At 67.0% G+C, this 17619-nt stretch carries 16 protein-coding genes; 10 read left to right on the top strand and 6 right to left on the bottom strand.

Annotation, left to right across the window (positions count from 1 at the left end; translation table 11 throughout):
* Positions 1-88: 88 nt before the first annotated feature.
* Positions 89-3760, top strand: coding sequence for a murein biosynthesis integral membrane protein MurJ (murJ, locus tag AB4Z55_RS02530; protein WP_369519050.1), 3672 nt, complete (start codon positions 89-91; stop codon positions 3758-3760).
* 30 nt (positions 3761-3790) lie between these two features.
* Here murJ and AB4Z55_RS02525 read toward each other — a convergent pair whose 3' ends face one another.
* On the bottom strand, positions 3791-4774 hold the full coding sequence (locus AB4Z55_RS02525; protein WP_369519049.1) for a sterol desaturase family protein: 984 nt from the start codon (positions 4772-4774) through the stop codon (positions 3791-3793).
* Between the two features lie 102 nt (positions 4775-4876).
* On the opposite strand from AB4Z55_RS02525, the gene AB4Z55_RS02520 reads away from it, so the two are divergent.
* The 9 genes from AB4Z55_RS02520 to AB4Z55_RS02480 all read left to right on the top strand — a co-directional run bounded on the left by AB4Z55_RS02520 (position 4877) and on the right by AB4Z55_RS02480 (position 12291).
* Positions 4877-5593 (top strand): TetR/AcrR family transcriptional regulator, encoded by a 717-nt coding sequence (locus tag AB4Z55_RS02520; protein ID WP_239403608.1) that lies wholly within the window; start codon positions 4877-4879, stop codon positions 5591-5593.
* A 146-nt stretch (positions 5594-5739) separates the two neighbouring features.
* Positions 5740-6597 (top strand): SH3-like domain-containing protein, encoded by an 858-nt coding sequence (locus tag AB4Z55_RS02515; protein WP_239403607.1) that lies wholly within the window; start codon positions 5740-5742, stop codon positions 6595-6597.
* Positions 6594-7310, top strand: a complete 717-nt coding sequence (scnC, locus tag AB4Z55_RS02510; RefSeq protein ID WP_369519048.1) for a thiocyanate hydrolase subunit gamma — start codon at positions 6594-6596, stop codon at positions 7308-7310. Before AB4Z55_RS02515 ends, scnC begins: the two co-directional genes overlap by 4 nt.
* Positions 7311-7314: 4 nt before the next feature.
* Positions 7315-7683, top strand: coding sequence for a thiocyanate hydrolase (locus AB4Z55_RS02505; protein WP_239403606.1), 369 nt, complete (start codon positions 7315-7317; stop codon positions 7681-7683).
* A gap of 97 nt (positions 7684-7780) precedes the next feature.
* Complete coding sequence (sigM, locus tag AB4Z55_RS02500) at positions 7781-8347, top strand: RNA polymerase sigma factor SigM (RefSeq protein WP_004020981.1); 567 nt, start codon at positions 7781-7783, stop codon at positions 8345-8347.
* 147 nt (positions 8348-8494) lie between these two features.
* The gene (locus AB4Z55_RS02495; RefSeq protein ID WP_239403605.1) at positions 8495-9286 is read left to right on the top strand and encodes an anti-sigma factor; all 792 of its coding nucleotides are present in this window, start codon (positions 8495-8497) and stop codon (positions 9284-9286) included.
* A 142-nt stretch (positions 9287-9428) separates the two neighbouring features.
* Positions 9429-10445, top strand: coding sequence for a thioredoxin-disulfide reductase (gene trxB, locus AB4Z55_RS02490; RefSeq protein ID WP_064571929.1), 1017 nt, complete (start codon positions 9429-9431; stop codon positions 10443-10445).
* A 58-nt stretch (positions 10446-10503) separates the two neighbouring features.
* Positions 10504-10842 (top strand): thioredoxin, encoded by a 339-nt coding sequence (trxA, locus tag AB4Z55_RS02485; protein WP_064571930.1) that lies wholly within the window; start codon positions 10504-10506, stop codon positions 10840-10842.
* Between the two features lie 270 nt (positions 10843-11112).
* Entirely contained in the window at positions 11113-12291 is a 1179-nt protein-coding gene (locus AB4Z55_RS02480) for an N-acetylmuramoyl-L-alanine amidase (RefSeq protein WP_239403604.1), read from the top strand.
* Here the strand turns inward: AB4Z55_RS02480 and AB4Z55_RS02475 are convergent.
* The 5 genes from AB4Z55_RS02475 to AB4Z55_RS02455 all read right to left on the bottom strand — a co-directional run bounded on the left by AB4Z55_RS02475 (position 12236) and on the right by AB4Z55_RS02455 (position 17607).
* A complete protein-coding gene (locus AB4Z55_RS02475) occupies positions 12236-13075 on the bottom strand; it encodes a hypothetical protein (protein WP_369519047.1) in 840 nt (279 codons plus the stop codon). The genes AB4Z55_RS02480 and AB4Z55_RS02475 overlap by 56 nt on opposite strands.
* A 148-nt stretch (positions 13076-13223) precedes the next feature.
* Positions 13224-14294, bottom strand: coding sequence for a ParB/RepB/Spo0J family partition protein (locus AB4Z55_RS02470; RefSeq protein WP_101820447.1), 1071 nt, complete (start codon positions 14292-14294; stop codon positions 13224-13226).
* Between the two features lie 61 nt (positions 14295-14355).
* The gene (locus AB4Z55_RS02465; RefSeq protein ID WP_101820446.1) at positions 14356-15309 is read right to left on the bottom strand and encodes a ParA family protein; all 954 of its coding nucleotides are present in this window, start codon (positions 15307-15309) and stop codon (positions 14356-14358) included.
* A gap of 169 nt (positions 15310-15478) precedes the next feature.
* Positions 15479-16186 carry a 16S rRNA (guanine(527)-N(7))-methyltransferase RsmG gene (rsmG, locus tag AB4Z55_RS02460; RefSeq protein ID WP_004020973.1) on the bottom strand — a complete coding sequence of 236 codons (708 nt, stop codon included), beginning with the start codon at positions 16184-16186 and terminating at the stop codon, positions 15479-15481.
* A gap of 746 nt (positions 16187-16932) precedes the next feature.
* On the bottom strand, positions 16933-17607 hold the full coding sequence (locus AB4Z55_RS02455) for a protein jag (RefSeq protein WP_369519046.1): 675 nt from the start codon (positions 17605-17607) through the stop codon (positions 16933-16935).
* Positions 17608-17619: the final 12 nt, after the last annotated feature.

Here is a 17619-nt window from a genome sequence, read left to right as displayed (position 1 = left end):
TCGTCCGCCGACGCCCCGCCCGCCCGCACCCCCGGTGGCCCCGTCGGCCCGACCCGACGCGTCACCCGCTGAGGGCAACACGCGGATCATGACCGCGCCCGCCCCCGATCGTCCGTCGGGCGGTCCGGCGACCACCTCCGCGGCGTCGGAGCAGAAGGCGCCGGGACAGGAGGCGTCGTCGACCGGGCTGGCGCGCGACTCCGACTCGAGCATCCTGCGCACCAGCGGATCCATCGCGATCGCGACACTGTTCAGCCGCATCACGGGCTTCCTGCGCACCGTGCTGATCCTGGCGATGCTCGGACCCGCCATCGCGTCGGCATTCCAGGCGGCCGATGTGCTGCCGAACATGATCGCCGAGGTGGTGCTCGGTGCCGTCCTCACCGCGATCGTGATCCCGCTGCTGGCCCGGGCCGAAGCCGAGGACAAGGACGGCGGAGAGGGGTTCATCAACCGGATCTTCACCATCACCGTCGTCGTCCTCGGGTCGGCGACGGTGGTGGCGGTGATCGCGGCACCGCTGCTGACCTATCTCAATCTGGGCGACGGCCAGGTCGATCGCGAGCTCGCCACCGCGCTCGCCTACCTGCTGCTCCCGGAGATCCTGTTCTACGGACTGTCCGCGCTGTTCATCGCGATCCTCAATCTCCGCGGACACTTCAAACCGGGAGCCTGGGCGCCCGTCCTGAACAACGTCGTGCAGATCACCACGCTCGTGCTCTATGCGGTGGTGCCCGGCGAGATCACCCTCAACCCCGTCCGGATGTCCGACCCGCAACTGCTGGTGCTGGGTATCGGTTGCACGACCGGTGTCGTCCTGCAGGCCCTCATCCTGGTGCCGTTCCTGCGGAAGTCGGGCGTGCGCCTCCGCCTGCAGTGGGGCATCGATGACCGGTTACGCCAGTTCGGGAACATGGCGGTCGCCATCGTCGCCTATGTCGCGCTGCTCCAGGTGGGCTTGATCGTCACGTACCGGATCGCGTCGTCGGCCGACGCCTCGGGCGTGAGCATCTACTTCACCCACTGGCAGTTGCTGCAGCTCCCGTACGGCGTGTTGGGCGTGACCATCCTGACCGCGATCATGCCGCGACTGTCCCGCAACGCCACCGCGGACGACACCAAGGCCGTCGTCGACGATCTCTCGCTGGCGACCAGGCTCACGATGGTCGCCCTCGTCCCGGTCGTGTCGTTCATGACGTTCTTCGGACCGGCCATCGCCATCGCCGTGTTCAACTTCGGCAAGTTCGACGCCGCGTCCGCGTCGCAACTGGGTTCGGTGCTGTCCTGGGGTGCGTTCACGCTCATCCCCTATTCGATGACCCTCGTCCAGCTCCGCGTGTTCTATGCGCGCGAGGACGCGTGGACCCCGACGTTCATCGCGCTGGGCATCACCGTGGTCAAGGTCGCGTCGTCGTATCTCGGGCCGGTGCTCTTCGACGATCCCGAACTCATCGTGCGCTGGCTCGCGCTGTCGAACGGACTGGGTTATCTCGTCGGTGCCGTCGTCGGACACTTCCTGCTCCGCAGCCGGCTGCGCGGGGCCCGGCTCTCCGATGTGGCACGCACGTCCGTCGTGACCTTCGCCGTCTCGATCGGGGTCTCCGGGACCGTCTGGGCCGTGGCGAAGCTGAGCGGTCTCGACCACATGATCGGCTGGCTGGGCAAGGTCGGTTCCGTGCTCTACCTCGGCCTCACCGCCGCGGTGGTGCTCGCGGTGACCTACGCCGGACTGGCCGCGGCCCGCGTGCCCGACGTGGTCGCGATCGGGCTGGCGGTTCGACGCCTCCTCGGCCGGTTCATCCCCTCGCTCGCCCCGCCGGCACAGCCCGAACGTGAACAGTCACCGGCGATCACAGTTCAGTTTCCGCGGGTCACCGGCGACGAATCGCTCCCGTACTCTGGTCAGGTACAGGTGCTGCGCCGCTTCGACAGAGGTACCGCGACGTGGCAGTCGTACTCCGTGCATTCCGGTGGCGCGATCGGCGCGACCCGGGACGTGCGCCCCATCCCGGAACGCGCGCCGGTGCCGCGCGACATCAGATACCGCAGGAGAGGAGTCCGTCGCGTGAGTGACAGTGAGGTCGACACCACCGCTGCCACCGGGCCGCCCACCGAGCCCGGAGCCGGCGACACACCCACTCCACCGACTCCGACTCCCGCCGATGCCGGTACGGCCGGCACCGCCGACACCGCAGCGAGCCCCCGCCGCCGCGGACCGCGCCTCATCCCCGGCGCGGCGGTCGCCGGTGGTCGGTACCGACTGCTCGAGCAGCACGGCGGCACCCGCGGACTCCAGTTCTGGCGAGCCCAGGACATCAACCTCGACCGCGAGGTCGCTTTGACCTTCGTCGACGCCGAGCAGTTGGCGCCGCCCCCCGAACGCGGCCAGGCCGCGAAGATGTCCGACCAGGGACCGCAGGCAGTGCTGTCGCGCACCCTGCGTCTCGGCCAGATCAACTCCGACGGCGTGGCACGCGTCCTCGACGTCGTCCGCGGGTCCTCCGGCGGCATCGTCGTCGCCGAGTGGGTGCCCGGATCATCGCTGGCCGATGTGGCGCGATCGGAACCGTCACCGATCGGCGCCGCCCGCGCGGTGCGTTCGCTCGCCGCGGCCGCCGAGATCGCCCACCGCTCCGGTGGTGCGTTGTCGATCGATCATCCCGACCGCATCCGGATCAGCCACGACGGCAATGCCGTGCTGGCGTTCCCGGGGACCCTTGCCGGCGACGACAAGGCGTCCGACGTCCGCGGACTCGGGGCGGTGCTGTACGCGCTGCTGCTCAACCGCTGGGCGCTCGACCCCGCCGACGGGTCCCGGCTGATCACCACCGCCGACGCCGCCGAACCCGTGGGCGGGATCCCGGTCGCCGCTCCCGGTGACGACGGCCGACCGGTCGAGCCGCGAGTGATCAAGCCCGACACCCCGTTCGAGATCTCGGCTGTCGCCGCGCGCGCTCTCGACGGGACCCGGGGTATCCGAACCGCCGCCACCGTCCAGCATGTGCTCGACCAGGCCACCGTCGTCGACCTCAACACCGACATGCTGCCGGCCATCACCGATGCAGACGCTCCACCGCCGGTGACGGTGACACCGCGTCTGGGCGGCAGCGGCGGCGAGAAGCCGCCGCGGCGCAACCTGGCGTTGCTCATCGGCGCCGGACTGCTGGCCCTGTTCATCGTCATAGCGCTGATCGTGGGCGCCACCAACGTCTTCGGTGGCAGCAACGGATCGAGCGACATCGACTCCATCCTCACCACCACCGAGCCTGCACCCTCGCCCGGCGCCAACCCGCCGCCGACCCCGGCGGCGCCGGCTGCTCCGACACCGATCGCGCTGCAATCGGTCTCGGTGGTCGATTTCTCCGCGCAGACGCCGGACAACTCGGCGAATGTCCGCAACGTGATCACCGGTGCCGCACCGCCGTGGCAGACGGACAATTACCGCGGCCGGCCGGATTTCGGCGGACTCAAGCCGGGATTGGGACTCATGTTCGACCTCGGCGCGGAGCGCGCGGTCCGGTCGGTCACCATCGAGAGCCCGACGCCCGGTATCGGCGTCGAGATCCGTACCGCGCCGTCGGCGCGCCCGGCCTTCGCCAGGACCACGACGGTGGCCTCGGGGCAGGTGGACCAGGCGTCGACCACGATCCCGATCGCGCAGCCGCCGACCACCCGTTATGTGATGGTCTGGCTCACGAGCCTGCCGAGTTCCGGAAGCGGCTACCAGGCGGAGATCTCGCGCGTCACGATGACCGGCTGACACGCCGGTCCTCGCGCCCCGCAGCCGAAGTCAGCCCGCGGTCTCGGCCGTGGTCGAGCTGGTTTCGGTCGCCGTGGCCGGTGTGCCAGGTCGGGTGAGGTCGCGCGGCGTCCATCCCGGAGGTCCGAAGACGTAGCCGAGGCGGGCGCGCCACGATGACGCCGCGCGGACGTCACGCGCGATCGCCGCGTACTCGTGCGTCTGCAGACGCACGATGTTGTAGGTGTCCACCGGCTTGGTCAGTCCGTAGCGGGGGCGTCGGACCTCCGGTGCGAATGTGCCGAACATCCGGTCCCACACGATGAAGACGCCACCGTAGTTGCGGTCGAGGTATTCGGGGTCGCATCCATGGTGCACGCGATGATGCGACGGTGTGTTGAATACGATTTCGAACGGTGCCCAGAGTCTTCCGATCCGCTCGGTGTGAATCCAGAACTGGTAGATCAGGTTCAGCGAGTAGGCGGCGAACACCAGCGCGGGCGGGACGCCGAGCAGGGGGAGTGGTATCCACATCACCACCGCGGCACTGATGTTCCATTTCTGCCGGAGTGCCGTGGCGAAATTGAAGACCTCGCTGGAGTGGTGGGCCTGGTGGGTCGCCCACACCAGGCGGACCCGATGCGAGACGCGATGGCTCCAGTAGAAGAGGAAGTCGACACCGACGAACGCGATCACCCACGTGTACCACTCGTCGGCGGGGAGTTGCCACGGCGCGACGTAGGCGAACAGCGCGCTGTACAGGAGTAGTCCCAGGAACTTCCAGAAGGTGCTGGTCGCGATCGACACCAGACCCATCGACACGCTGGAGCGTGCGTCCCGGGCGTCGTAGGCGCCCGGCGGTGCTTGCGCGGGACGCCCGGCGGGGTCCGAGTCGGCCGCTCCATCCGCGGTCAGCGCGTGTTCGTCGTGCTCCAGTTTGGCCGCGGCGAACCATTCGATGGCGAGCAGGGTGACGAAGAACGGGATCGCGAGCACGGTCGGCTCGCGCATCGGCTCCGGCAAGAACTCCAACACGGTGTACCCCTCACGACATCATCTGACACGAAGACGTGTCAGTTGGTTCTGACAAGGTATCGTGTCAGAAGCAGGGCTGTAAAGACCCGGGAGGGAGATCGCGTGGCGTCCGTGCCGAAGCCGACCCCATCGACATCGGAGAATCCGCCCGGACGCCGCTATGGCGGTGTCGACCCGGCGCAGCGAAGGGAACGACGCCGGGCCGCACTCATCACGGCCGGACTCGACGTGTTCGGCACCGACGGATACGCGAAGGTCTCGGTCAAGAGCATCTGCGACCAGGCCGGCCTGACGCAGCGTTACTTCTACGAGTCGTTCGCCGACCGCGCCGCACTGCTCGTCGCCGTGTACGACGACTGTGTGGCCTTCGTCCGTGCGGCGACCGTGCAGGCTGCCGCCGACATCGCCGAGGCCGACCCCGAACGGTTGGAGGCCGCCGAAGGTGTTGCCGCCGATCGTGTTCCGGACGTCACTCGTGCCGCCCTGGGCGCCTTCATGTCCTGCCTCGCCGACGATCCCCGACGCGCACGGGTGATGCTCGTCGAAGTGGTCGGTGTGTCCCCGGAGATCGAGCGGGTCCGGATGCGCGCGATCCACGACTGGGCGGCACTCATCCTGGCGCTGGCCCGCGGCGCGCGACCGCCGACGGACCGCGAGCGCCTGGCGTCGGTGGGCCTCGTCGGAGCGGTCACCCAGCTGCTCGTCGACTGGTACGTCGCCGGCGCGGAGGACGCCGACGCGGAGCGGTACGCGCTCGACGAGATCCTCGACGTGTGCGTCGAGCTCTTCGTCGCCGCCTACGGCCGACTCCTGACCTGACCCTTCGCGGCTCGCTTCGCCCAGTACTCCTGAGCTGAGGAGGGTCAGCGAGCCGTTGGCGAAAACGCTCCGAGAACCGGTTGCCGGGGAGTAGATTCTCGTGCAACTGCGCTACAACCGTCGGACGTGGGTCCGGGAGGTGTCCGGTGAGCACTGCCGAAGAACGTGCGAGACAGCTCGACCTTGTTGCGCGACTTCACTCCTCGTATCCCGAGCTGCCGGACGCGCCGACACCCGATCTCCTCGATCACAGCCGGTTCGTCGCCTACATGAAGCCGGTGCACGACGTCGGCGGCGAACCCGACGCTCCGATCACCTACGAGGGCAAGGCGTACGAGGAGTGGGAGCACATGACGTACGTCATGTGCGAAGTCCTCGCCTGGCGCGGGATCTGGCTGTCCGAGGAGCGTCGTCGGATCGGCAACGTCGATGTGGGGCGTGCGATCTACCTCGGTATTCCGTACTACGGGCGCTGGTTGCTCGCCGTCGCCAGGATTCTCGTCGAGAAGCACCACATCGCACTCGGTGAGCTCAGCGAGCGCATGCTCGACGTCCGGCAACGATACGCCGGGGGACTGGACGGTCGGCGCCTCGAGGCCCGACCCCGCGGCGTCGGAGACGGATCCGACGTTCCGCGGAACACCCATCATCGTCACGCGGTCGGGGTCGGCGACCCGCAGATCTACGCCGGCCGGGCCGGCGACGCCGCATTCCGGATCGGCAACCGCGTCCGAGTGCGCGAACTCCCCGTCCTGTTATACACGCGGACACCGGAATACGTTCGAGGAGCAGTCGGCGAGATCGCCGCCGTCGCATACGAGAGCCCGGCGCCCGAGGACGAGACCTGGGGTCTGTCCGATGCCCAGCCGGAATGGTTCTACGTGGTCCGGTTCACCATGGGCGACCTCTGGCACGGCTACACCGGACCCGCAGACGACACCCTGCAGACCGAGATCCCCGAGCGCTGGCTCGCCTCGGCCGGGGGAGAGGACGAACGCCGATGAGCGACGGCCACGGCACGCACGACCACGACCACGACCGCACGGTCAAACCGATGGTCGACGAGATCACCGACTTCGAGGTGCTCGAGATCGCACTGCGCGAACTGTGCATCGAGAAGGGTCTTTTCACCGCCGAGGAACACCGCCGCTTCACCGAGTTCGCGGAGCAGATCGGGCCGACCCCCGCCGCCACACTGGTCGCGCGAGCCTGGCTCGACCGGGATTTCGCGAAGCTGGCGCTCGACGATCCCGTGGCGGCCAGTAAGGAGGTCGGCGTCGATTGGCTGGAGCCGACCGGGTTCGGAACCCCCAGCGACTTCACGGCTTTCGAGATCCTCGCCGACACACCCACGGTGCACCATGTGATCGTGTGCGCGCTGTGCTCGTGTTACCCACGTCCCATCCTGGGGAACTCCCCCGAGTGGTACCGCACCCCGAATTACCGTCGTCGCATGGTGCGGTGGCCCCGACAAGTCCTGTCCGAGTTCGGCCTTCAGCTCCCCGACGGCGTCTCGGTACGCGTGCAGGACTCCAATCAGAAGCATCGGTTCATGGTGATGCCGCAACGCCCCGAGGGTACCGACGGGTGGACCGAGCAGCAGTTGTCGGAGATCATCACCCGCGACTGCCTCATCGGCGTCGCGCTGCCCAAGCCGGGTGTCACCACCAATGCCGTCTCCACCATCCGGCCGGCCGTCCACCCGGCGGGGGAGTAGGCCGATGATCGACGAGGGGAACTCCGGGTCCCACCGGCCGCTCGACGAGATCGTCGAGCGCAACCAGGTGTGGCACCGGATGGCGGCGAAATACGGTGTCGAGAACCCGGTTCCACCGTGGAAGACCAGCCTCGACGGGCTCTGCGACGCCCTCGATCGGGTCGCCGACTCCTCGTCCGTCCGCGCGGATACTCCCGGCGTCGTCGAACGACGGGACGAGGAGGACCGGTTGTCGTCGACGATCTACGCCGAGCTGCCGTACCCCGAGAACCAGCTCGTGGCGCTGGCGCACACCCTGCTGGACCGCGGTGTCATCGACGAGGGGGAGTTGCGGACCCAGATGGACGCGGTGCGCGCACGCCTGCAGTCCTGACCCGTCCCGCCTGAGGAGTAATCCACTTCGCTCCGGCAGCTGTGCACAGACGTCGCTTCATCGGATGACCCGGTCCGGGCTCCATTACTCTCAGCCCATGCCCGGGGGGAACGACGCGATCGACACGCGTACCGACGAGCAACTCCTGCACGCCCACCTCGCCGGTGATCCACACGCGTTCACCGACCTGATCAACCGCCACCTCGAGTACCTGTGGTCGGTGGCGTTGCGGGCCAGCCAGAATCCGGAGGACGCCGCCGACGCCCTGCAAGATGCCCTGTTCGCCGCTCACCGGACCGCGCAGGACTTCCGGTCCGACGCCAAGGTCACCAGCTGGCTGCATCGGATCGTCGTGAACGCCGGTCTGGATCGCATCCGGCGCAACAAGGTTCGCAGGACGGTGCCCCTGCCGGAGTGGGATGTCACGGCGATCGCCGACACCGCCGACGAGCTCGCCGCCGTCGACCTGTCGGTCTCGATCGGGCGCGCCCTCGACGTCCTCACCGACGGACAGCGAGCGGCCATCGTCGCGGTCGACATCGAGGGATACACGGTCGCGGAGGCGGCGACGATCCTCGGCGTCGCCGAGGGCACGATCAAGAGCAGATGCGCCCGCGGGCGCCTCAAGCTCGCGCAGGTGCTCGGCCATCTGCGTGACGGGTGAACGGAGCCCGCGGGGTGGCGCCGACCCGTTCCCGGCCGATCGCGATCACCGGGAACCGAATCGCAGCGGGGCGCGTCCAAGTATCCGACGCCGACCCGACGCGAACTCCACGAACGCCCGCGACCCCGGAAATGGAAGACTGACACCATGACCCCTCGGGGACCAGATGACCACGAGACGAGTGATCTACCCGATCCGCCGTACTCGGCAGATCTTCTCGCCGACTTCCACGCAGGTGCGCTGCCCGACCCGGTGGCTGCCCACATCCGTGCTCATCTTGCGGAAGATCCTGCAGCGCAGTCGATTCTGGACGCGCTGGATCGTACCGTCGGCGATCTGCGCTCCGCGGAAGCGGCGCGGGAACCCGTACCCGCCCGTGTGCGCGACGACGTTGCCGCCACTCTCACCGCGCTGGGAGCGAATCCCGAGCCCTCGATCCGACAGCCCGGGGGATTCCGTACCGGGTCTCCGCCCGTGGCATCTGCGCCCGTCGACATCACCACCGCACGCCGAGGGCGCCGCACGGCCACCCGACTCCTGCTGGCCGCAGCCGCGGTCGTCGTCGTGGCGGCCGGGTCGATCGGGGTGTCGCGACTGATCTCCGCGTCCGACTCGTCTCCCGGGCCGGCACCTCGAGCCCAGTCGTCGGCCCCCGCCCCGACCGGGCCCACCGATGCCGCGGTCGCACTCACCGTTCTCGGCCGGACCGACGGAGCACCATTCGGCTCCGTCGAGGCACTCCGTCGCTGCACCGCCGCCCACCTCGTGCCGGCGACCGTCGTGATCGTCGGCTCCGGCCGCATCGTCGTCGACGGCTCCGGCGCGGCGGCGATCCTTCTCTCCACCGGGGTGGCGGGACGTTTCGACGCACTGATCGTCGGCCTCGACTGCGACCTGGGGAACCCGTCGCTGATCTCGCGGGGCATCGTCGGCGGGTGACCGAGGCGTCCCCAGCCCGCCGGCGGCCGACGGGCCGGACGCGCGGCACATCCGAGGGAACATCTCCGCATACCCTGGTGTTGAAGCAGCCGTGACCCGCCGGGATGGGCGGGTCTCGCTAAACCCACAGCACGGAGGACAAGTGAGCCAGCCAGAGACCCAGCAGATCCACGAGTTGATCATCATCGGATCTGGTCCTGCCGGGTACACCGCAGCGATCTACGCCGCGCGCGCCGAGCTATCACCCATCGTCTTCGAGGGCACCCAGTTCGGCGGCGCTCTGATGACGACCACCGAGGTCGAGAACTTCCCCGGTTTCCAGACCGGTATCCAGGGTCCCGCGTTGATGGACGAGATGCGTGAGCAGGCGATCCGTTTCGGCGCTGACCTGCGCATGGAGGACGTGGACACGGTCCGGCTGTCCGGCCGCGTCAAGGAGGTCGAGGTCGGCGGCGAGGTCTACCGGGCCCGCGCGATCATCCTCGCCATGGGTGCCGCGGCACGCTACCTCGGCGTCGAGGGCGAGCAGCAGCTCCTCGGGCGCGGAGTGTCGGCCTGTGCGACCTGTGACGGATTCTTCTTCAAGGACCAGGACATCGCCGTCATCGGCGGTGGCGACTCCGCGATGGAAGAGGCCACCTTCCTCACCAAGTTCGCACGCAGCGTCACGCTGGTCCACCGCCGCGACGAGTTCCGGGCGTCGAAGATCATGCTCGAGCGCGCCCGCGCCAACGACAAGATCCGATTCGTCACGAACGCCGCCGTGCACTCCGTCGTCGGCGACGGGTCGGTGTCGGGCCTGAAGGTCGAGGACACCCGGACCGGCGAGGTCAGCACTCTCGACGTGACCGGCATGTTCGTCGCGATCGGCCACGACCCGCGCAGCGAACTCGTCCGCGGGCAGGTCGACCTCGATCCCGAGGGCTACGTCCTGGTCCAGGGACGCACGACACTCACCTCGGTGCCCGGTGTGTTCGCCGCGGGTGACCTCGTCGACCACACGTACCGTCAGGCCATCACCGCCGCCGGTAGCGGCTGTTCGGCCGCCATCGACGCCGAGCGCTGGCTGGCCGAGCAGGGCGAAGCCGCCGACCTCACTGTCGATGACGCCGAAGCTGCCACCGTTTCCGAGATCGACGCTGTTCAGGCACCTGCCTGAGCCGTCAACCACATTCACCCGGGCCATCGCGGCCCGGTCCGACCAAGGAGGTCACATCATGGGTGCACACACCGTCGCCGTCACCGACACCACGTTCAAGGACGCCGTTCTGGGCGCCGACAAGCCGGTCCTGGTGGACTTCTGGGCCACCTGGTGCGGTCCCTGCCGCATGGTCGCCCCGGTCCTCGAGGAGATCGCACGCGACCATGGCGACAAGCTGACCGTCGCCAAGCTCGACGTCGACGAGAGCCCGGCCACCGCGCGTGATTTCCAGATCATGTCGATCCCGACCATGATCCTGTTCGACAAGGGTCAGCCGGTGAAGACGATCGTCGGCGCCAAGGGCAAGGCCGCGCTGCTGCGCGAGCTGGACTCGGTCGTCGGCCAGTCGGCCTGACCACCTGCTGTTTTCCTCATATCGTCGCGACAGTCCGACGGGTGAACGACGCTGCCGTTCCACCCGCGGACTGTTTGCGTTGGTAGTGTCGGCCGTGGTCTCGACCGGAGACCCCTGTGCCCGGAGTCGGAATGCTTCGACCATGGACAGTTTGGTGTAGTGAAGTCCACCTGCGAGAATGCAGGCTGACGTTTGACCGATGTACCGCTTGGCGTACATCGCACATCGCGCAGAGCCGCACCTGCCGCGATTCGTACGAGGGGTGACGACATGCCATTGTTCCGACTTGGTGATCACGGCTCGGCGGTGGCCGAGATCCGCGCCATCTTGGTCGGACGCGGTCTGTTGCCCGACGACGGGTCCACGAACACCGCCCACGGTGGTACGACGAACGGCTGGAATCCTCCTGAGGCCGTCTTCGATGAAGCCTGCGACCGGGCTGTCCGGGCGTTCCAGCAGGAGCGGGGTCTGATCGTCGACGGCATCGTCGGTCCGGCCACCTATCGAGTCCTGCGCGAAGCGTCCTACCGTCTCGGAGCCCGGGTGCTGTCGTACCAGCTGTCGGCTCCCATGGTCGGCGACGACGTCGCCACGCTGCAGAGTCGGCTGCAGAATCTCGGCTATTTCACCTCCCTCGTCGACGGCGTGTTCGGCCTGACGACGCACAACGCCGTGTGCCTCTATCAGAGCGAGTACGGCCTCGCCTCCGACGGGATCTGCGGCCCGGCCACGCTGCGGTCGCTCGAGCGCCTCGGTACACGGGTGACCGGCGGGTCTCCGTATGCGATCCGTGAAGAAGAGCACGTCCGACGATCGGGACCGCAGCTGTCCGGCAAGCGAATCCTCATCGATCCCGGAACAGGCGGACTTCACGCACTGTCGACGGGTGATGTCGCCCACCGCGAGTCCGAACTGCTGTGGGACCTGAGTGCCCGCCTCGAGGGCCGGATGGCGGCCGCGGGCATGCAGACTTTCCTGTCGCACGACGGGCGTGGACGCCCCGGCGACGACGAGCGCGCCCGGGTCGCCAATCTGATGGACGCCGATCTGATGATCTCGCTGCGATGCGGTCACTACCGGAATACGCGCGCGAACGGCGTCGCGTCGTTCTACTTCGGCAACAGCAACTCGTACTCGACGATCGGTCGCAACCTCGCCGGCTTCATCCAGCGTGAGATCGCAGCGCGGACCCCGTTGTCGGACTGCCGAACCCACGAGCGCACCTGGGATCTCCTCCGGCTCACGAAGATGCCGGTGGCCCTCATCGACGTCGGATACATCACGAACCCCGATGACGCTGCAGTGCTTGCGGATTCAGACTGGCGGAACGTGATCGCCGATGCCATCGTGGTGGCCGTGAAACGGTTGTACCTGCTCGACCGGGACGATCGCCCTACCGGAACCTACACATTCGAGGATCTGCTGGCCGCGGAGAACAGCTCCCGCTGAACCGATGCGGCCCGGCTCCCACCGGGACCGCCGTCTGCTGCCGTCCGGCCAGATCGATCTGCGCCATCACCACCAGCTTCTGCAGCGCGCTCTCGACTTCGAACTTCCAGCCGAGGCCCTCGTCGAGTTCGAGTCGGAACCGTGGGAAACGCTGATGCGACGACACCACGTCGAATCCGGAGTCCTTCAGGAACGACGCGTCGTTCATGCAGGAAGTGCAGAGATCCGTTTGCGGATCGTCGAGGATCTCCCGCGCGACTTCGACAATGGCCTCATCCGACCACAGCTCGAGCTCGTCGGCCAGTCCGCCTGCACTGCCGACCGACTCGAACGGATCCACGCCGATCCCGTTCCGCACCAGACCGAATGACTCGACCGCTCGGACACCGCGACGGATGAGATCACCCAGCACTGCGTCCAGAAGGATCGTCGCCACCTCGTCATAACCGGGTTCGGTACGGATACTCGTGAGCAGCACCGCGTCGTGACTGACCGGCGAAGTGGGGAAGTGCTGCGACCGAGGAACACGATTGGGCGGCGCATAGAACGCCGTACCGACAACACTGTTCGTTCCGGACTCGATCGCGACCTGACCGCACGCACCCCACTCGAGGAGCAGACCCGAGATCCACGCCTCCTTGTCGAACTCGCTCTCGTAGGGCTCGAAGTCAGGGAGGCCGGTTGTCTCGGTCGCCGGCTCGACCTCCCAGAAGACGCATTTGCGCGTGTGCTGGGGGAGCGATCCGAAAAATCCGAGATCCAATCGACTGACAGACACACTCATGTCAGCGCACTCCGCGTCACAGCGCTCGATTGAACGAAAATTACTGAGCAACAAGCCCTTTCGCGATGAATGCGCCCGTCGGCTTCCTCTATCGTCACTGTGACATTACTTCCGCGTCTAGGTGGTACCGGAAATCCCGCGCCAGAATTCACTTCTTCGGATCGATGAACTGAACGATGCGTTCCAGGTCGTCGACCGAGCCGAACTCCACCACGATCTTGCCTTTTCTTTTCCCTAGACTGACTGTAACCCTGGTGTCCAGGCTGTCGGACAGCCTCTCCGCGAGATCCTGCAGGCCCGGCATCTGCATCGGTCGGCGCTTCGGTGCGGTGGGAGATTTCGCGTCCGGCCCGTCTCCTCGATTGGCGAGTGTGACCGCCTCCTCCGTCGCCCTCACCGACAGACCTTCGGCAACGATCCGCGCAGCAAGCGCCTCCTGCGCGTCGCTTCCGGTCTCGAGGGAGAGGAGAGCGCGAGCATGGCCGGCCGACAGCACCCCGGCCGCCACGCGGCGTTGGACGGGGATCGGCAATTTGAGTAGCCGGATCATGTTGCTGATCAGCGGGCGAGAGCGGCCGAGGCGGGAGGCGAGTTCCTCGTGCGTGACCCCGAACTCCTCGAGAAGCTGTTGGTAGGCCGCGGCTTCTTCGAGGGGGTTGAGTTGCGCGCGATGGATGTTCTCGAGCAATGCGTCCCGCAGCATGTCGCCGTCGGGTGTCTCCCGGACAATCGCGGGGATTGCGTCGAGTCCCGCCTCCTGGCTGGCTCGCCAGCGACGCTCACCCATGACGATCTGGTACGCGATCCCGTCCGCAGTGGGCTCCTTGAGGCGCCTCACCACGATGGGTTGCATGAGGCCGAACTCGCGAATCGAGTGCACCAGTTCGGCCATCGCCTCGTCGTCGAAGACGGTACGCGGCTGATTGGGATTCGGCTGGATTTCTTTCGGAGGCAGTTCGCGATACACCGCGCCCGCCTCTTCTGGACTGAGGGGTTGCGTTCCCGCACCCGTCGACGTGGCGGTTGCCGAGTCCTTGTCATTGCCACCGGTGGTGGTATCACGACCGGCAGTCGTCGGGCCCTTACCGATCACGACGTCGGCCGCGGCGTTACCGAGACGGGGCGCGCCCGACTGATCGTCGGCCGGTCCGGTCGGAATCAGTGCGGCCAGCCCACGACCGAGTCCGCCCCGGCGCTGAGCGGTATCCCGTTGACTCATTGGTGGTTCCCTTCGCGGTCCTGGTGCCAGATCAGCGCTTCACGTGAATCGTGGATACACATCACGCCGGCGCCCCCTCGGACGCACGTAGTGCCAACTCGCGCGCGGCGTCCAGATAGCTCATCGCCCCTCGGGAGCCCGGGTCGTATTCGATGATCGTCATCCCATATCCGGGCGCCTCCGACACCTTGACGCTGCGGGGGATGATCGTACTCAGCACCTTGTCGCCGAAGTGTCGACGTACTTCCTCCGCGACCTGGTCCGCCAGCTTGGTCCGGCCGTCGTACATCGTCAGCACGATCGTGGAGACGTGGAGGTCGCGGTTCAGGTGTGCTTGCACGAGTTCGATATTGCGCAGCAGCTGTCCCACGCCTTCGAGTGCGTAGTACTCGCACTGGATCGGGATGAGAACCTCACGAGCCGCCACCATCGCGTTCACGGTCAGCAGGCCCAGCGATGGGGGACAGTCGATGAAGACGTAATCGATCTGGTACTCCGCGAGAACATCGTCGGACAGCGCGTTGCGGAGCCGGTTCTCCCGCGCAACGAGCGAAACGAGTTCGATCTCGGCGCCGGCCAGATCCAGGGTGGCCGGGACGCAGAACAGACCTTGCTGACTCGGCGACTCCTGAATCGCTTCTCTCAGCGTCACCTCGCCGAGCAACAGTTCGTACACCGAGGCGATGTCCTGCGCCCGATGATCGATACCCAGCGCCGTGCTGGCATTGCCCTGCGGGTCGAGGTCGACCACCAGAACCCGAAGACCCCGCAGCGCGAGACCCGCCGCCAGGTTCACCGTCGTGGTGGTTTTTCCGACGCCGCCCTTCTGGTTGGCAACCGTCATGATCCGCGTGTGCGGAGGTCTCGGCAGCTGGCCGGCTCCCCCCGGAGTCAGGACTTGGCTCGCACGTTCGGCGGCCATCGCGATGGGGGTGTCGGCGAATGGCTGACCATCCACTCCAGGGCGTGCCCCGACCGGGGTTTCACGTGAAACATTCGGGTCTTGATCGACCACGCGTGGACTCCTTTGACCGACCTCGTAAGGACTCGCGTCAGTACCGTCGACGGCAGGGGCCGTCGATCCGACTACCGCGGAAGCGTCGATAGCGGCACCTTCGGGGGTGCCGGCAGAACGCTTCCTATTCTGCGCCCTCCGCGGACTCCACACCAATTCGATCGCCTCCTCAACGCCGTCCGGCGCGGCCGCTTCGCGACCGCTCACTCTTCGTTCCCGTGATCACCGTCGTCGGTGTGTCGAGGAACCGCTCACCGCATGTGCGAACCGACAGGTCGGTGATTCCAGAGCGCCCGACAACCGAGCGATCGCGCTCGATCTCCTCGGCCGCTGACGACCCCTTGATCGCGATCATCCGGCCGCCCGGACGGACCAGGGGAGCGGACCACTTCGACAGTCGTTCCAAGGGAGCGACCGCCCTCGACGTCACCACATCCGCGAGACCGACCGTTCCGCGAACAGACTTCTCCTCGGCTCGTCCGCGAACGACGGTCACGTTGTCGAGCGAGAGCGCCTCGGTCGTCCGCTCCAAGAAGGTGCTGCGTCGGAGTAGGGGTTCGATCAACGTGATCGACAGGTCGGGACGCGCGATCGCCAGCGGCACTCCAGGGAGCCCGGCACCGCTCCCGATGTCGATGACGCTCGCACGCTCCGAGATCAGTTCGCCGAGTACTCCACAATTGAGAATGTGGCGATCCCACAACCGAGGGATCTCACGCGGACCCATCAAGCCGTGATCGATTCCGTCGGTCGCAAGGATTCGCCAGTAATCGGCGGCCAGGTTCAGCCGATCGCCGAAGACGTCTACGGCAGCGGCCGGCGGAACCGCCAACGCATCGAGATCTTGATCGTGCTCGGGTAGTGCGTCAGACGGCACTTCGCCTCCGTTTCAGATGGTCCTTCGCACCCAGTGTTTCACGTGAAACCTCGGCGCGGTCCCGTCGGTGCATATCGCGCCGCCGCACGTCGTTTCACGTGAAACAACATCGATGTGATTCAGCGAAAAGCAGCCTGTCAGGTGTCCGAGATCGAATTGTCACGTGACGGACCAGGACGCCCTGCCCAGTCCGCCCACGGGGCCTGGCAACGAACGGAGTAGGCGACGGAGCGTGAGGGGCCCGACTGTCCACACCCACGAACCGTCGGTTGCACGACCGGAGGGTTCCACAACGAGAGTGTTCCACGACGAGAGTCTGACAATCCCAGCTACTGCGACGACGCCGCGGTCGAACTACTCCGGCACCCGGCGGCTCCGTGGCACCCAACGTTTCGGCACCATCGATCTCTCCATTGCCCCACACCTCACCATGACCGGATCGTGCTCTCGGACCGATCTGCCACACCGGTCCCTCACGCCGCCGTACCGGCCAGCCGCCATGAGACGAGGGGGTGACCCGCTACCCCTGTGGCAAGGCCGTCGGGCATGATCACGGCGACCGGGTTGCTGTGCACGGTTGGCCCGACCGATCCTGTTTCACGTGAAACAACACGTGTGTAAGTAACGCACCGCCCGCTTCCTACGGCTGGTGGACTCACGCCGGCAACCGAGACAGCACCCAGAAACAGATCAGGCCCCGACCGTCGGTCGGGGCCTGATCTCCTCCGTGGGGGAGGGGAGTTCTACTACGAGGGGAGGACAACCACGCGGCGCTTGGGCTCCGCGCCCTCGCTCTCGCTCACGACGCCGTCGACCACTGCCACTGCGTCGTGCACGATCTTCCGCTCGAACGGTGTCATCGGATCGAGAGCCTCACGCTCGCCCGACGACAGCACCCGCTCCGCAACTTCGCGACCCAGACGCGCCAGACGATCACGGCGATCCGAACGCCAGCGCGCGATGTCGAGCATCAGACGGCTTCGCTCACCCGTCGCCTGCTGGACCGCAAGGCGGGTCAGTTCCTGGAGTGCGTCGAGCACCTCACCCTTACGACCCACGAGCTTTGTCAGGTCGTCGCCACCGTCGATGCTGACGACCGCCCGGTCGCCATCGACATCGAGATCGATGTCGCCGTCGAAGTCGAGAACATCGAGCAACTGCTCGAGATAGTCGCCGGCGATCTCGCCTTCTTCGACGAGACGGTCTTCGTCGTCCTCGTCATCGGAGTCGTCGTCGTCGTCGACGTCATCGGTCTCGTCAGACGCGTCATCGCCGGTGTCGTCCGCGTCGGCGGCTTCACTCACCACCGCGGCCTCGGTGTCCGCAGCTTTCTGCGCGGTATCGTCGGCCTGATCCTCGGGCTGGGTCCCGGCCGTTGCCTCGGCGTCTGTACCGGCTTGAGTTGCAGTCTCTGCTGTCATCTCATTCACCTA

Origin of the sequence: Gordonia sp. ABKF26 (assembly GCF_041103195.1) — a bacterium.
Lineage (GTDB): Bacteria > Actinomycetota > Actinomycetes > Mycobacteriales > Mycobacteriaceae > Gordonia > Gordonia terrae.
This window is presented reverse-complemented; position numbering and strand designations above follow the sequence as displayed.

What these genes read in the sequence shown, in the direction of transcription:
- murJ (WP_369519050.1), top strand. Translation starts at nt 89, where the DNA reads ATGACCGCGCCCGCCCCCGATCGTCCGTCGGGCGGTCCGGCGACCACC.
- scnC (WP_369519048.1), top strand. Translation starts at nt 6,594, where the DNA reads ATGAGCGACGGCCACGGCACGCACGACCACGACCACGACCGCACGGTC.
- AB4Z55_RS02505 (WP_239403606.1), top strand. Translation starts at nt 7,315, where the DNA reads ATGATCGACGAGGGGAACTCCGGGTCCCACCGGCCGCTCGACGAGATC.
- sigM (WP_004020981.1), top strand. Translation starts at nt 7,781, where the DNA reads ATGCCCGGGGGGAACGACGCGATCGACACGCGTACCGACGAGCAACTC.
- AB4Z55_RS02495 (WP_239403605.1), top strand. Translation starts at nt 8,495, where the DNA reads ATGACCCCTCGGGGACCAGATGACCACGAGACGAGTGATCTACCCGAT.
- trxA (WP_064571930.1), top strand. Translation starts at nt 10,504, where the DNA reads ATGGGTGCACACACCGTCGCCGTCACCGACACCACGTTCAAGGACGCC.
- AB4Z55_RS02480 (WP_239403604.1), top strand. Translation starts at nt 11,113, where the DNA reads ATGCCATTGTTCCGACTTGGTGATCACGGCTCGGCGGTGGCCGAGATC.
- AB4Z55_RS02475 (WP_369519047.1), bottom strand. Translation starts at nt 13,075, where the DNA reads ATGAGTGTGTCTGTCAGTCGATTGGATCTCGGATTTTTCGGATCGCTC.
- AB4Z55_RS02470 (WP_101820447.1), bottom strand. Translation starts at nt 14,294, where the DNA reads ATGAGTCAACGGGATACCGCTCAGCGCCGGGGCGGACTCGGTCGTGGG.
- AB4Z55_RS02455 (WP_369519046.1), bottom strand. Translation starts at nt 17,607, where the DNA reads ATGACAGCAGAGACTGCAACTCAAGCCGGTACAGACGCCGAGGCAACG.